This is a genomic window from Bacillus gaemokensis (genome assembly GCF_001590835.1).
In the GTDB taxonomy this organism is placed as follows: Bacteria; Bacillota; Bacilli; order Bacillales; family Bacillaceae_G; genus Bacillus_A; species Bacillus_A gaemokensis.
Genome location: NZ_LTAQ01000034.1, coordinates 89,540 through 103,363 on the forward strand (window position 1 = coordinate 89,540; position 13,824 = coordinate 103,363).

The 13,824-nt window shown below is 36.1% G+C and carries 18 protein-coding genes and 2 pseudogenes; 8 read left to right on the plus strand and 12 right to left on the minus strand.

Annotated features, from left to right (window positions below; all coding sequences use genetic code 11):
- Nucleotides 1-573: 573 nt before the first annotated feature.
- On the minus strand, nt 574-1,053 hold the full coding sequence (locus tag AZF08_RS19775) for a glutathione peroxidase (RefSeq protein WP_033673709.1): 480 nt from the start codon (nt 1,051-1,053) through the stop codon (nt 574-576).
- Between the two features lie 212 nt (nt 1,054-1,265).
- On the opposite strand from AZF08_RS19775, the gene AZF08_RS19780 reads away from it, so the two are divergent.
- Complete coding sequence (locus AZF08_RS19780) at nt 1,266-1,487, plus strand: DUF3925 family protein (RefSeq protein ID WP_200875211.1); 222 nt, start codon at nt 1,266-1,268, stop codon at nt 1,485-1,487.
- A gap of 91 nt (nt 1,488-1,578) precedes the next feature.
- Nucleotides 1,579-1,990: pseudogene (locus tag AZF08_RS30850) on the plus strand (hypothetical protein).
- Nucleotides 1,991-2,065: 75 nt separating this feature from the next.
- Here the strand turns inward: AZF08_RS30850 and AZF08_RS19790 are convergent.
- Nucleotides 2,066-2,197, minus strand: a pseudogene (locus AZF08_RS19790) (sigma factor); the annotation flags it as partial.
- 200 nt (nt 2,198-2,397) lie between these two features.
- On the opposite strand from AZF08_RS19790, the gene AZF08_RS19795 reads away from it, so the two are divergent.
- Complete coding sequence (locus tag AZF08_RS19795) at nt 2,398-3,375, plus strand: quinone oxidoreductase family protein (RefSeq protein WP_033673707.1); 978 nt, start codon at nt 2,398-2,400, stop codon at nt 3,373-3,375.
- Between the two features lie 11 nt (nt 3,376-3,386).
- Entirely contained in the window at nt 3,387-4,001 is a 615-nt protein-coding gene (locus AZF08_RS19800; RefSeq protein WP_033673706.1) for a zinc dependent phospholipase C family protein, read from the plus strand.
- Between the two features lie 190 nt (nt 4,002-4,191).
- Here AZF08_RS19800 and AZF08_RS19805 read toward each other — a convergent pair whose 3' ends face one another.
- From AZF08_RS19805 to AZF08_RS19820, 4 genes are all read right to left on the minus strand, one after another.
- Entirely contained in the window at nt 4,192-5,361 is a 1,170-nt protein-coding gene (locus AZF08_RS19805) for a DEAD/DEAH box helicase (protein WP_033673705.1), read from the minus strand.
- A 19-nt stretch (nt 5,362-5,380) separates the two neighbouring features.
- Nucleotides 5,381-5,908: a hypothetical protein gene (locus AZF08_RS19810; RefSeq protein WP_033673704.1), complete on the minus strand. Its 528-nt coding sequence runs from the start codon at nt 5,906-5,908 to the stop codon at nt 5,381-5,383.
- A gap of 90 nt (nt 5,909-5,998) precedes the next feature.
- Nucleotides 5,999-7,687, minus strand: a complete 1,689-nt coding sequence (locus tag AZF08_RS19815; protein ID WP_033673786.1) for a formate--tetrahydrofolate ligase — start codon at nt 7,685-7,687, stop codon at nt 5,999-6,001.
- A gap of 100 nt (nt 7,688-7,787) precedes the next feature.
- A complete protein-coding gene (locus AZF08_RS19820; protein WP_033673703.1) occupies nt 7,788-8,465 on the minus strand; it encodes a class I SAM-dependent methyltransferase in 678 nt (225 codons plus the stop codon).
- A 205-nt stretch (nt 8,466-8,670) separates the two neighbouring features.
- Between AZF08_RS19820 and AZF08_RS19825 the strand changes: the two genes are divergently transcribed.
- On the plus strand, nt 8,671-9,009 hold the full coding sequence (locus AZF08_RS19825; protein ID WP_033673702.1) for a hypothetical protein: 339 nt from the start codon (nt 8,671-8,673) through the stop codon (nt 9,007-9,009).
- 29 nt (nt 9,010-9,038) lie between these two features.
- Here AZF08_RS19825 and AZF08_RS19830 read toward each other — a convergent pair whose 3' ends face one another.
- From AZF08_RS19830 to ytfJ, 4 genes are all read right to left on the minus strand, one after another.
- On the minus strand, nt 9,039-9,251 hold the full coding sequence (locus AZF08_RS19830; protein WP_033673701.1) for a hypothetical protein: 213 nt from the start codon (nt 9,249-9,251) through the stop codon (nt 9,039-9,041).
- A 69-nt stretch (nt 9,252-9,320) separates the two neighbouring features.
- Nucleotides 9,321-9,641: a hypothetical protein gene (locus tag AZF08_RS19835; protein WP_033673700.1), complete on the minus strand. Its 321-nt coding sequence runs from the start codon at nt 9,639-9,641 to the stop codon at nt 9,321-9,323.
- 52 nt (nt 9,642-9,693) lie between these two features.
- Nucleotides 9,694-10,470, minus strand: coding sequence for a hypothetical protein (locus AZF08_RS19840; protein ID WP_033673699.1), 777 nt, complete (start codon nt 10,468-10,470; stop codon nt 9,694-9,696).
- A 160-nt stretch (nt 10,471-10,630) separates the two neighbouring features.
- Entirely contained in the window at nt 10,631-11,056 is a 426-nt protein-coding gene (gene ytfJ, locus AZF08_RS19845; RefSeq protein ID WP_033673698.1) for a GerW family sporulation protein, read from the minus strand.
- A 133-nt stretch (nt 11,057-11,189) separates the two neighbouring features.
- On the opposite strand from ytfJ, the gene AZF08_RS19850 reads away from it, so the two are divergent.
- The gene (locus AZF08_RS19850) at nt 11,190-11,975 is read left to right on the plus strand and encodes a GNAT family N-acetyltransferase (protein WP_033673697.1); all 786 of its coding nucleotides are present in this window, start codon (nt 11,190-11,192) and stop codon (nt 11,973-11,975) included.
- A gap of 430 nt (nt 11,976-12,405) precedes the next feature.
- Here the strand turns inward: AZF08_RS19850 and AZF08_RS19855 are convergent, their stop codons facing one another.
- Nucleotides 12,406-12,636, minus strand: a complete 231-nt coding sequence (locus AZF08_RS19855; RefSeq protein ID WP_051725668.1) for a hypothetical protein — start codon at nt 12,634-12,636, stop codon at nt 12,406-12,408.
- A gap of 89 nt (nt 12,637-12,725) precedes the next feature.
- Here AZF08_RS19855 and AZF08_RS19860 point away from each other — a divergent pair, with 89 nt between their 5' ends.
- Nucleotides 12,726-13,214 (plus strand): CAP domain-containing protein, encoded by a 489-nt coding sequence (locus tag AZF08_RS19860; protein ID WP_051725666.1) that lies wholly within the window; start codon nt 12,726-12,728, stop codon nt 13,212-13,214.
- A gap of 113 nt (nt 13,215-13,327) precedes the next feature.
- Nucleotides 13,328-13,624, plus strand: coding sequence for a hypothetical protein (locus tag AZF08_RS30105; RefSeq protein WP_033673696.1), 297 nt, complete (start codon nt 13,328-13,330; stop codon nt 13,622-13,624).
- 109 nt (nt 13,625-13,733) lie between these two features.
- Here AZF08_RS30105 and AZF08_RS32240 read toward each other — a convergent pair whose 3' ends face one another.
- Nucleotides 13,734-13,814, minus strand: coding sequence for an IS3 family transposase (locus AZF08_RS32240; RefSeq protein WP_075382401.1), 81 nt, complete (start codon nt 13,812-13,814; stop codon nt 13,734-13,736).
- Between the last annotated feature and the right edge of the window lie 10 nt (nt 13,815-13,824).

Consider the following 13,824-nt stretch of genomic DNA (forward strand, 5'->3'; position numbering starts at 1 on the left):
TAAACACTTTACCATAAATCACCTAGTAAATTATTAAAATATATATTTCTTAAGAAAAAAGTAAGTAATTGGATAAGAATGCGGTCTGGTAAAAGGGAATAACATCGCATAGCATGTACTAAAAAGAAATGAGGATTGAATTAGGCATGGATATATCTGAATATTATTACGACTATGATTACGATTGTTATATTAAAAAAATGTATCTTAGTCGAAAAAATCATAGTTGTTGTTATTGGCAAACATTCTCCTCTGGTCCTTTATTCCGAAACGCAAACACCGACTTCATTCAGGTTTCCATTCTAAATCAAAGTGGCGAATCACAAACCGTAACCGTATCGATAACTAATTAGAAAAATACTTGTGTCGCTCTGGAATACCCAAAGTACGAATACCTTTACGGAGAGCTAATTAGTTCGTTACGAAATGGCAACAGCAACGACGATACCTACACGGCAATTATTTAGCGTTCGAGCGTTCTTTCCAACTGATCTGATACAACCAATTAACCCACATTCGCCTGTTATCGTAAACACATAGAGAATCGGCGCTGCGGGTGTGACTCGTGATTTTTTAACGGAGAAGTTTTTCAATTTCCTTCTCCAACTCTTCCGGCTTCGTCTGCGGCGCAAAACGATCAATCACGTTTCCATCACGCCCTATTAAAAACTTCGTAAAGTTCCACTTCACTGCCTTCATGCCAAGTATGCCTGGCGCTTGCTCCGTCATATACGTATATAGCGGATGAGCACCGTCACCTTTCACATCAACTTTAGCGAACATTGGAAAGGATACACCGTAATTTAATTCACAAAAACTAGTAATGTCCTCTTCTGCACCTGGCTCTTGTCCTCCAAATTGGTTGCACGGGAAACCTAGAATTTCAAATCCTTGGTCTTTATATTTTTCATAAATAGCTTGTAACCCTTTATACTGCGGTGTAAATCCACATTTGCTTGCAACGTTTACAATGAGAAGCACCTTTCCTTCATAACCTTTCAACGATCTTTCTTCTCCTGTAATTATTTTTGCAGAAAAATCATAAATTGTCATATGTCACCATCCCCCTCTACTAATTCATACTTATTCTAATCATATATGTATTTATCTTTCTCGTCTAATGACAGCGTTTTATTTTTCTTCAATAATTCAACACAAATTACTAGACATTCCCCTTGGAAAGTTTTACGATTAAATCGTGAACAAAATGTGACAGTTTACATTCTAAATTGTGACATTTTCAATTCCATTATACTGAAAAAAGGATGGTGTTGATAATGAAAACTGCACAACGTGAAATGCTTTCAAATCGCGAGTTTTATTTCGTACTATACATGATGTTATTATTTGTCGCTGGCTGGGTGATGGATGTAAACGGACTATTTTTAAGTAAATACTTTTCTCTTGCAGGAATGATTTCTCTTCCACTAGTTGGTGGTCTTGTCGGATTCTTTATTATGACAATTAATAAAGAACAGAAAAATTAATATCGTCATTACATAAAGGCAGAAAACGATTTTTCGTTTTCTGCCTTTTCTTTTATAATGAAAAATATGATAAATAACAAGGAGTGATACAATGAGGGGCATTACCAAATATTTATGTTTCACTTTATTTATTGTTATATTGCTATTTGCAGGAGTACGACTTCAAGTTTATCTAAATCAACAAGCCGAAGTGTTTTATAATTTTTATCCTAAATTATTTTTTTGCATTTTTCCCATTCTTCATCGGCATCACACTACGATTCTTTCAACTTCTCAATAATAAACAGAACAAACAACACTGGCACTTTCAGCTAGAAAAATTTGTTGGAATTGTCCTACCTGCAACAATTTTGGCCTTTTCCCCTATTCTATTAGCCTCATCTATCGTAAATTTTCTTCCCTATTTAGCTATGATGACTATTTTAAATACAACATTTACCACAACAATAAGTATAATAGCCGGTTACTCTTTGTTAGATAGTTTCATAAAAAAAGCAAACTAACATTATACAAATCCGACAAGAATGAAACCCTTCTGGATATACACAAATAAAGTGAAACTTTAATCAGTGGGGGGCTTCATCCCCCACCAAAAAATGAGCTGCCTTATAAACATCTTGAATCGTTTTATCATACAGTTCACTGTATGCCTCTTGATTTCCTGATAAGGTCCGCTCGATGAGATAGTGATAGTCTGTTTCCTGATCCATGCTTCTCCCCTCCTTTGTCCTACACTATATATTGGCAAGTAAAAAACATTTCGTTCGATTTTTTAATATGAATTTTTCCATAAACTAATTAATCGCTTTATAACGTCCACTTATAATCTTTTATAACAATTATATAATTTTCCATTTTGTGATGGGGATTTAAAATAATATGTAGAATGTATTTTTAGGAGGACATACAAATGAAGGCTATTGTTGTAACTGCATTTGGTGGACCTGAAACAATGAAGTATACAGAAGTAGATATGCCGACTTTTAATGAAAAGCAGGTGTTAATTCGAGTTATTGCTACAAGCGTCAATTTTGCTGATATTAAATCTCGCTATGGTAAAAAAGGAAACAGCCCCCCTCCATTTACTCCTGGGATAGACGCAGCAGGAATTGTAGAAAAAGTTGGAGCAGATGTAAAAAGCATTCAAGTAGGACAGCGTGTAATCGCCTTTCCTCTTAATGGTTCATATGCTGAATATGTTATCGCAAATGAAAACCTTACGTTTGTGTTACCTGATGAAGTTGACTTCACAACCGCAGCCGCTTGTCCGATCGTATCTTTTACGAGTTATAATTTACTTGCAAATGTTGCAAGATTACAGCAAGGTGAATCAGTTCTCATTCATGCAGCAGCTGGCGGAATTGGAACAACAGCTATTCAATTAGCTAAAACACTGGGCGCTGGAAAAATTATTGGAACAGTCGGAAGCGAGTCAAAAAGAAAAATCGCTTTAGACGCTGGTGCTGACCACGTAATCTGTTATCAAAATGAAGACTTTGTAGAGAGGGTAAATGAACTTACTGACGGAGAAGGTGCTAACGTTATATTAGATTCCATTTCTGGAACTGTGTCAGAGAAAAGTTTGAAATGTCTTGCTTACTATGGACGTCTCGTCCATTTTGGTAATGCAAGCGGTGAAATCGGTACATTCCAGACGAAGGATTTACACGCAAGTTGTCGTTCGATTCTTGGATTTAGCTTTGGAACAACTCGTAAAAAACATCCTGAGCTACTTCATAACACTGCGGAGCAAGTTTTTCGGTACTTACGTAATGGCAGCTTACAAATTGAAGTTGGTAAACGGTTTACACTTCAAGATGCAGGGAAAGCACATAAATGGGTCGAAAGTAGACAGAGTACAGGGAAAATCATTCTTGATGTTAAATAGAGGTGTCATTTATGGGATCACGAATTATGCATTTAATTATTGCAAATGGTATTGCAGAGAAATTATCCATCCAAGATAAAACATCTTTCTTACTTGGTGGAGTCGCTCCTGATGCAGTTCGTTCAAAAGAAGAAAAAGTGGCTTCACATTTCTATGCTGGGACAACAAAGAATTATACAAGAAGAATTGACTTTGACGCGTTTCTTCAAAAATATAAAAAGTATATAAATTCCCCTTTTGTTTTAGGGTATTATACCCACCTTATTGCCGATAATAATTGGCTCAATGGATTTTTTCTTCCTTGGCTCAAAAATAGGATAGAGCATGATCAAGCAATTGTATCTATGTATTATAATGATTTTAAATTATTAAACGGAAAATTGTTACACCACTACGATAGAGATCAGCAATTCCTTCCGCTCCTTAACCAAAAAGCAAATATAGTAAACATTGAAGGAGTAACAGAAGAAAATTTGCTAGCCTTTAAAAAACTTATTTTTGACGATATGCTGTATCCAAAGCAAGATTTGCATATAGACTTACAGGTGTTTACATTCGATCAAATTATCGGCTATATAGAAACTTCTATTGAACAAGGTGTTTTCTTTTTAGAAAAGATCTGTTAAACGATACTGTTGAAAATCCCCAAAAATAAAAGAGCCTTTGAAGATCATTTTTTAGGTTCTTATTGAAGTATAACGCGCTCGTTATACTTCAATAAGAAGTGTTATAGAGAAAACCAATAAAAAGACGTGACTGCTTTATACAGACACGTCTTCTCACTTTTATTCTTCCACTATTAATGAACGCTTCACATTATCTAGGTTTTTTCTTCCCAGTAAATGCTGGTTTCTTTTTCTTTGGCACTTTCGGTTTAGACTCCACAAATGTTCCTTTAAACATTTCTTGCTTCTTAAACTGAATGCCTAGCTTTTTCGCAAATTGAAGTAATTTCTTCTCTTCTTGTGGTGTTACAAGCGAAACAACTGTCCCCTCTTTACCCATGCGTCCTGTACGTCCTGAACGATGGATATATTGATCTAGTGTATCAGGTAATTCTAAATGAATTACATGTGTTAAATCATCGATATCTAACCCACGTGCTGCAATATCTGTCGCTAGTAAGATTTCTAATTTTCCATGACGTATTCCGCGTAGCGTCGCTTCACGTTCTTGTTTGTTTGCTTCCGCATGAAGAGCTGCTGCTTTCATTTTACGGAATTTCAGTTTCTCAGTAATTTCATCTAGGCGGAAGGGATCATTCAAAAAGGCAACAGCCTTCACATTACCCATATGCATAATTCTTCTAATATAATCATTTTTTTCACGACGTTCACAAACGATATACGTATGCTCAACTAGGCTCTTTGTCTCTGTACGTGTTACGCGAACTAATTGTGGCTCAACTGCAAAATCACGCGCTACCTCTTCCGCAGCTTTTGTCATTGTCGCTGAGAAGAATACTAATTGACGATCGCGCATTGTTGATTTAATTACATCCAATACAGCTTCCATCATTTTTTGTTTTACAATTTGATCAAATTCATCAAATACAATCGTCTTTACTTCATGCATTTTTAACTTTTTCATGCGAATTAATTCTAAAATACGTCCCGGTGAACCAACAATTACTTTTGGATGTTTCTTCAATTTCTCTACTTGGCGCTTAATATCCGCACCTCCAATTAAAGATGCACCTGAAATATCAGTTCCTGCTGTAAACTTTTGAACTTCTTCATGAATTTGCATAACAAGTTCACGCGTTGGTGCTAGGATTACAACTTGTGGTTGTTTCACTTCAGGATTAATTTTATGTAAAAGTGGTAATAAGTACGCTAATGTTTTTCCTGTCCCAGTTGGAGATTCAGCTATAACGTCTTGTCCTTCTAAAATGGTTGGAATCGCTTGTTTTTGAATTTCAGTGAACTCTTTAAAACCAGCCTTCTCCCAAGCTTGTTGTAAAAATGGTTGCATATCTTTTATCATTTGTTTTTCTCCTTTATCTCTATTTTTGAAGAAAATGCTGTATTGTTCGCACCGTTTCTATCATGTGAGAAATAACAGCTATTAAATCATCAACATGGTCTTCTGTAATCGCTTTTTGAAATAGAACCTCTACCTTATTATAATATGAAATCGCTTTCTTATTATAATCGTATGAAATTTTCTGCGTAATCATTCGCTCTTTTCCCCAGATGGATTGTAATAATAATTCAAGTTCTTGACAATCTGTTTCTGGTTGTTGTAGCGAAAATGTAAATTGCAATTTCATTTCACAACCTGGTATAAATTGCGGCACTTCTAATATCTCACCGGATAAATTCTTCGCATCGACAGATAAAGAAAATGTCGCTTCTACTAGCGATTCAAACGGTTCATTTAATCGAAATGAAATGTTATATATACGGCTTAGCGATGCAAGGTCCATCATATCTTTTCGATCCGTTACAAGAATATCACCATGTAGATCAAAATCGTAGACAGCTCCTTCAACGATTACTTTTAAATTTTCAAAAGCAGTTGGATCAAACATAATTTCCTCCAAAAAACAGGCGCCTTTCGATGGAAAGGCGCCACTTGATGTATATATAGTTTACAGATAAACGAGATGAATTACAACCTTTTAGAATAAACCTACTGCTTTTCCATCCTCATTTACATCCATTTGAAGTGCAGCTGGTTGTTTTGGAAGACCTGGCATTGTTAACATTGTTCCTGTTAATGCTACAATAAACCCTGCACCAATAGATGGTTTTAATTCACGAATCGTAACAATAAAGTCAGATGGTCGACCTAATTTTGTTGCATCGTCAGAAAGAGAATACTGTGTTTTTGCCATACATACTGGTAGGTTACTCCAACCTTCTCCTGCAAATTGAGTCAATTGCTTACGCGCTTTTGGAGCAAATTCAATATCTTTTGCACCATACACTTTTTGAGCAATTGTACGGATTTTTTCTTCTAATGGCAATTCTAGTTCATAAAGTGGCGCGTATTTATTGTCACCTTTTTCAATTACTTTCAACACTTTCTCAGCAAGGTCCACGCCGCCTTGTCCACCTTTTTCCCAAACCTCTGTTAATGATACTTCATAACCGCGCTCATTACACCATTCCTGTAAGTATGTAACTTCTTCATCTGTATCAGTGATGAATTTATTAATGGCAATCACAAATGGAACACCAAACGCTTGAATGGTTTCAACGTGTTTTTGTAAGTTTTCCATTCCTTTTGCTAATGCATCTACATTTTCTTCTTTTAACTGATCTTTTGCCACACCACCGTGCATTTTAAGGGCACGAATTGTCGCAACGATAACCACCGCTTCTGGTTTAATACCAGCTGCACGTGCTTTAATATCTAAGAACTTCTCAGCACCTAAGTCCGCTCCGAAACCAGCTTCTGTAATAACATAATCACCTAATTTTGCTGCCATTGTTGTTGCAATAACACTGTTACAACCGTGAGCAATATTAGCAAACGGTCCACCATGAATAATCGCTGGTGTATTTTCTAATGTTTGTACTAAGTTTGGTTTTAGCGCATCTTTTAATAGAAGTGTTAATGCCCCTTCTACACCTAAATCTTTAACTGTTACAGGTTGATTGTCAAAGTTATAAGCAACTACAATGCGAGATAGACGTGCTTTTAAATCTTGAATATCTGTTGCAAGGCAGAATACGGCCATAATTTCAGATGCCACTGTAATATCAAAGCCATCTTCACGCGGCACACCTTGAACTGGTCCACCAAGACCAATTACAACATTACGAAGAGCGCGGTCATTTAAATCGACACAACGCTTCCAAACGATTTTACGTGTATCAATCTTAAGTGTATTGCCTTGTTGAATGTGGTTATCAATAAACGCCGCTAATGCGTTATTTGCAGTTGTAATAGCATGAATATCACCAGTAAAGTGAAGGTTAATATCTTCCATTGGTACTACTTGTGAATAACCGCCACCTGCTGCCCCGCCTTTTAATCCCATAGTTGGTCCAAGAGATGGTTCGCGAAGTGCAATTACTGCTTTTTTACCAATTTTGTTAAATGCTTGGCCTAAACCAACTGTTACTGTTGATTTACCTTCCCCTGCTGGAGTTGGGTTAATTGCTGTCACTAAAACAACTTTTCCGTCCTTCTCCGTTTGTAAGCGCTTAAAAATATCAAGAGATAACTTCCCCTTATAATGGCCATACGGCTCTAATTCTTCTTCTAAAAGGTCCAACTCAGCTGCAATCTCTTGAATTTTCTTCATACTTGCTTCTTGTGCAATTTCAATATCGGATTTAACTGTTGTAGTAGTTGTCATATACCCTAGTCCCCCTTTAATTGATTCTGCCCATATTGTATCATTTTTTTGTATTTTCTGCACTTATTCACCTTCTAAATCTTGTGTATTTCTTCAGGCTTTATTTTTTTAACATGAATACCCACAAAAATGTTAATGCTTGCTGAAGTTCTACTGACAATTGTCCCAGCATTTTTTCATTTACCCCTCGTTTATATACGCCAATACCATCCACTATTTGGAACCCTCGCTCTTCTGCAAGCTTTTCAAATTCCCAAGGCATCATCGTATTACAAACCACATCTTCTCCATATAAACGAGAGTAGCTATTTTCACGTGGCTTTGCTGTTGGTCCTAAAATAGCAATACATGCATATCCATTTGGTTGTAACACACGTTTTATCTCCTCTAATGCCTGTAATGGCTCTTCTGTCCATTCTAATGAATTAATTGCTAATACTGCTGGAAATTGCTCATTTTCAAAAGGTAATGAAGAAAGATCTCCCTTTATAAAAGATAAATTAGGTCCCTCGCTGCGCTCCTTCCCTTTTTGAATCATCTGTTCTGATAAATCTATTCCGCACGCTTTATATCCTGCAAGACTTAATTTGTATGTACCATATCCATCACCGCATCCGACGTCTAAAACCGCTCTGCCCTTCTCTACATACTTTTCAAAAAACGGGATAATTGTACTACGACTCCCATGATTCCACATTTCCTCGCTATTTTGATTCCAAAATTCTGCATTATTGTCCCATTTTTTCTCTGCTGATTCATGCCAATTAAATTTTGTCATGCATTCCCCTACCTTCACTTGTTTTCATTCATTTCATTCTACATCATTTTCCTGAATTCCTGTTTATTCTCGCTGAGAGATGGATAAGATAGCAACAGACTCATATATTCTCCAAATTTTGTATGACTTGGATATAATTCATACTCATGTTCTTTTCTTTATGAAAAATAATAAAGATACACCCAATTGAAAGAGAGGGATGTACATGCCTAGAAAACGAACACATCATTTTAAAAGTGGTGAAAAAAACGAAGAGTATGCAGCTGAAATCACGCCAGGGCATCTTCCGATAAGACAAAGGCGTAAAGAGATCGCACATGAGATAGAAGGCACCAATACCGGCACAATTATCGGTTATGTGGCACTATTTCTTTCTTTATTCTCGATTGCCTTTTATCCTGTTACACTTGGCTCCCTTTCTATTTTAATTGGCTTATTAGCTGTCAATTTTGGGACAAAAACACTGGGTTATACAGCAATTGGATTTGGTAGTTTTTCTGTTTTGTTTACTTTGTTATATCCACTTGCTTTGTCAGCGCTATAGAAAAACACACCAAGTTATACTTGGTGTGTTCATTCATGATATAGCATAATATGCCCACACTCACAGCAATGATTTGCCGTAATCTCTTGAAACACTGGATAATTTTCTTCATCTCTATGTTCAATAAATACCTTTTCAAACCGATACATATTCGGAGCATAGGCCCAATCTTGTTTCGTACGTGCGTATAGTGTAGATGAAAAAAACTCTTTGCCACCGCAAACAATACATTTTCTTTCCATATTTCTCCCCCCTTAGCTTGTCTTATTTCATCTATATGAACATACGCACAAAAAAAAGACCTTCTATAACTAGAAAGTCTTTTCCGTAACAAAAAGAAATGTCCCAAGTATACCTACTCCGCTATACTCTTTCTTTTTACCAGCTGCTGTTTCAAATGTTTGCTTCACTTTTATAAAGAACACACCATTTCTTGTATCAGTGCTTACAAATTTCATGTTTTCTTTTGACTTCCCTACATTTTGTGTACAGTCAAAGTTATTTTGATTACAGTTTAAAGCATACTTATCTTTTAAATATGACCCAAAATCAGATTCTTTTGGACAAGTTAGAAGTAGTACTGCAACAAGAATAATACTTACAATACCCACAATTGTATAATATTTCTTCATCTTTTCTCCTTTCAAAAAAGCAAGAAAACTTGACCGATATCGTCAAGTTTTCTTAGTCCATAACCCATTGCCACTCTTGTTCTTTCTTATCAAAAATAAGCCAACCAGTTTCTGTTGCACTTTCTTTTAATTCCTCTATATTATCTAGTACCTCATCCGTACTTTCATACGAACCAACTACATATACAGGAATCTCTAGACCTCTTCTTGACTCAATTTTCCCTGCTAAATCAATGTACATCCCGTCTTCCATTAATGGAACAAGCCCAAGGATGACTTCTTTTGAAATCGCTGGGAATATTTTTGATTTTTGAAAGAAAGAAAATCGTTTTTTTCCAAATGAACCGAGTTTATAAGGAATCACTTTGCTAAGCATCCCTACAAAATCAGAAATTCTACGGTAATACACTTTGTTATACCAACCGTCATCATGTGAAAAATAGACAAATCTATTTTTCAAAAGTGGGAAAAACGCTCTTCCAAGTGGTTCTTTTTTGTGAGCCAAATATAACAATTCTGCAATTTCCTTTGGCTCCAATTCATCTAAATCGCTTGCATCATCAAAATCCACCCAACAAAATTCATCAAATTCATCAATCTCTGCTTTAATTAGCTTATGTATATTTTCTTCTTCAACATATTCAAATAAAGTATGATAATGAAAATCTGTCCACTCAAAATTATGTTTTAAAAGCAATACTTGATGAAGTGGTGAAGGGATGTTACTTGCAAACTCTTCAAACGTTATTCCAGATGTAATAAAACAATGACCTCGACGATTACCATTAATATATATCATATTTTTTACTTGGTCAGATCCTCCAGACAAAGCACCTAGCCACCTTCGTTTTATATGTTTCAATTCTATAGCATATTTTAACATGAAAAATTTTAGAAACATAGAAAAAACTTCAAAAACTATTTACAATTTCATGAGTTTTATTACATACTGATTACAAGAAAAAAAACCTGTTAAAAAACAGGCTTTTTTACGCGATTTCTTCTGGATTTTGCGGACGATGAGGTTCATCGTACTTTTCATTTTTTTGAAAAATGGATTGAATCTTATCAATCGTTTGCGGCGCAAGTTCAATCATTTTTTCAGCTAAGTGCGTCGCATTTTGCAAGTGAAGGATATTTACGCCATCTTTGTTCACTACAAGAAATGCTACTGGTGTAATTGAGACACCGCCTGCGCTACCGCCACCAAACGCTGGATTCCCTTGCGCTTTCAGTCCATCATTTGTCTGAAAATCAGATCCCCCTGCTCCAAATCCAAATGCTACTTTAGAAACAGTTAATACTACACCACCGTCAGCCGTCTGAACCGGCTCTCCAACAATTGTATTAACATCAACCATTTCCTTTAAATTTTCCATCGCTGCCTTCATTAATCCTTGAATTGGATGATCCACCGTTTATAACCTCCTTTGTCATATCTTTCCTAGTTTTTCCGAAACTTTGTGAACTAAACATAAAATTTTTTATTGATTTCAAAAACAATAAGTAATAATATTTAGAAAAAACAAAATAAAGAGGCGATAATGTATGATACGGAAATTAACAAAGAGTGATCATGAACAAGTGCTTACATTTCTAAAAGAAGAAGCCGCCATTAACTTATTTATCATTGGCGATATTGAAGCATTCGGTTACGAGGCAAATTTTCAAGAATTGTGGGGAGATTTTGCCGAAAATAGAGTCATACAGTCAGTATTACTACGCTTTCATGATTCGTTTATCCCATATGGAAAAAATGATTTTTCAGCTGCTGACTATGAGACAATTCTTTCACCTCATATGCCACTTAAAATCTCTGGTAAATCGAACATTGTAGAAAAATTTGAAGATATACATGGTGTACATCTAGGGACAAAAAATAAAATGTACTTTTGTGAATGTGCAGATGATACTAGACTCCCTCAAACTCCAATTGATACTATAATTAAACTCGCATCTGTAAATGATGTACAACGAATTATGAAGCTACGAAGTCAAATTAATGAATTCCCTCATACAGAACAATCAGAAATTTTTTTGCGACAATCTCTAGAAACGAATACAGGTCGTACATACTACATTGAAGAAGATGGTGAAATCGTCGCTTCCGCTTCCACATCCGCTGAAAACTCCCTATCTGCAATGGTTGTTGGTGTATGTACGCATCCAAACCATCGTGGTAACGGATACGCTTCACTCATATTGCAAAAAATGATTCAGGATTTTACTAGAGAAAGTCGTACGCTTTGCTTGTTTTATAACAATCCAGCTGCTGGACGAATTTATAAGCGGTTAGGATTTAAGGATATTGGAATGTGGACGATGTATCGGTAATTTTGGACATTTACTATACAGTACCGATAGCATACTCGTTGAAGACGTTTTATGAGGGATGTTTTTGTTCGATAGGGTTATTGATACCGTTCACTCTTAACAATGTTTATCGTTATCCACATTTCACCCTACATCTTACTATTTGTACAAGCCGTAATGTGTCGATTTCGTTAAATAAATACCGCAATAAACACCGTTTTCGCAGTATGTAATTAGTATTTCTTCTTCGGTTAATAACGAAATCATTAGCCGATTTTCAATTCGTTCCTAGGTGTCTTACGTTATGATAGGACGTGGTATTTTTATGTTCTCCCCCATAATTGGTTGAATACCTACAAATTGTTCCGGCATTGTAGCAAATGGTTATCAAGACTTAAATTTTAAAAATTCAAATACAGCCCCCCATTAGTTACAGAAAAGCTTAAAAAATTTATTCTTCTTGACCATATAGATTTTTATAACAATCATCGACAATTGGATGAATATCAGGTTCCGTATAATAATAATTTCCATTTACTTGTGCTAGTCCGAACTGAAAAGTTTCTTCATCGTCTTGGAAAAGAGTAAATAGGACTTTGGTAGTAGCTTTTTGAGGTAACGGTTGAGGATTTCTTCTAAAAGCGGTAAAATCCCAAATATATTTTTTACTCCCTTTAATCACCCTAGTATTCCACTAAATAAACAAGTTACCAAATGATTGAATCACGCATAACATATATGGTTAATTCAACTAAATTGGGAGGGCAATTTATGTTTCATCCGTACTATTATCCTTTTGGATATAACCAAAATTATGATCAATATCCTTTTGACTATTTTCAGGAGTATATAAGGCAAATTGATCCTGAAGTAACTCGAATGATAAGCCTTATTAATCAAGAAAGACATAAAGCCGGGAGAAACCCTTTATCTATAAATAACCAGTTAACTCAAGTAGCCCAATTAAAAGCAAATGACGTGGCTACTACTGGAAATTGTCAGCATTACAGTCCTACCTTTGGTGGAGACGAGGGTAAAATGTTAAAGGACGCCGGTATTACAGGAGTATATTTGGGTTGGATTCTTTATTGCGGACGACCTGGAACTGTCGAGGAAGCAATAAACTGGTGGATAAATATTAGCACATTTGGACACAGAGAGATGATTTTGAACCCGGGTTTTAATTACTTCGGTGTTGGGACTGCCGTATCACAAAATGGAACGCGTTCTTGGTCAGTAATTTTCCAACAAACACGGTAAGCTCCCGTTTTTTCCGCCTACTCCCCATTTTATGCAATGACAGTTATTAGACAACAACACAGCATCTATCGATATTGTAGCGGACGATAACAACCTCTATCAACTACACAAAGATGGGCGAATCTAAAGGTACACCAGAGGGCGTAAATCCGTTTATCGCTCCGGTTACATTTACGATTCCACCTCGGCAATTATTTAGCGTCCGAACGTTCATATCAGGGGACCCTCTGTATGTAGTTCGGGTGACGGCGCCGCAAGACCCGATAACACCTACTGATCCTCTTTCGCCAGTTACCGTAAACACATGGGGAATCAGTGCTGCGGGGGTTATTCAGAATGGGAATACTCTGCTTCATGGGCAGTTTGTGCGACAGCCAGTTGATCCGATTACGCCAGGTGACCCTCTTTAACAGAGGTTAAATACGTTATGTATTAGAAAAGCCGACTCCTATTTAAAGTGAACCCAATTAATGAGACATGAACAAAACTGACCCACGGATTTGGGACATGAAAAAACACCTATGCTACCTGTTTCTTGTATTCTATAGGAGACAGGTAGTTTAACTTTTCTTGAATACGTTCCGTATTATAATACTCAATATAATCGTGA

Excerpts from the sequence above, each read along its gene's own strand:
- AZF08_RS19775 (WP_033673709.1), bottom strand. The coding sequence starts at position 1,053 with ATGACAATTTATGATTTTTCTGCAAAAATAATTACAGGAGAAGAAAGA.
- AZF08_RS19780 (WP_200875211.1), top strand. The coding sequence starts at position 1,266 with ATGGTGTTGATAATGAAAACTGCACAACGTGAAATGCTTTCAAATCGC.
- AZF08_RS19795 (WP_033673707.1), top strand. The coding sequence starts at position 2,398 with ATGAAGGCTATTGTTGTAACTGCATTTGGTGGACCTGAAACAATGAAG.
- AZF08_RS19800 (WP_033673706.1), top strand. The coding sequence starts at position 3,387 with ATGGGATCACGAATTATGCATTTAATTATTGCAAATGGTATTGCAGAG.
- AZF08_RS19805 (WP_033673705.1), bottom strand. The coding sequence starts at position 5,361 with ATGATAAAAGATATGCAACCATTTTTACAACAAGCTTGGGAGAAGGCT.
- AZF08_RS19810 (WP_033673704.1), bottom strand. The coding sequence starts at position 5,908 with ATGTTTGATCCAACTGCTTTTGAAAATTTAAAAGTAATCGTTGAAGGA.
- AZF08_RS19815 (WP_033673786.1), bottom strand. The coding sequence starts at position 7,687 with ATGACAACTACTACAACAGTTAAATCCGATATTGAAATTGCACAAGAA.
- AZF08_RS19820 (WP_033673703.1), bottom strand. The coding sequence starts at position 8,465 with ATGACAAAATTTAATTGGCATGAATCAGCAGAGAAAAAATGGGACAAT.
- AZF08_RS19825 (WP_033673702.1), top strand. The coding sequence starts at position 8,671 with ATGCCTAGAAAACGAACACATCATTTTAAAAGTGGTGAAAAAAACGAA.
- AZF08_RS19830 (WP_033673701.1), bottom strand. The coding sequence starts at position 9,251 with ATGGAAAGAAAATGTATTGTTTGCGGTGGCAAAGAGTTTTTTTCATCT.
- AZF08_RS19835 (WP_033673700.1), bottom strand. The coding sequence starts at position 9,641 with ATGAAGAAATATTATACAATTGTGGGTATTGTAAGTATTATTCTTGTT.
- AZF08_RS19850 (WP_033673697.1), top strand. The coding sequence starts at position 11,190 with ATGATACGGAAATTAACAAAGAGTGATCATGAACAAGTGCTTACATTT.
- AZF08_RS19860 (WP_051725666.1), top strand. The coding sequence starts at position 12,726 with ATGTTTCATCCGTACTATTATCCTTTTGGATATAACCAAAATTATGAT.
- AZF08_RS30105 (WP_033673696.1), top strand. The coding sequence starts at position 13,328 with ATGGGCGAATCTAAAGGTACACCAGAGGGCGTAAATCCGTTTATCGCT.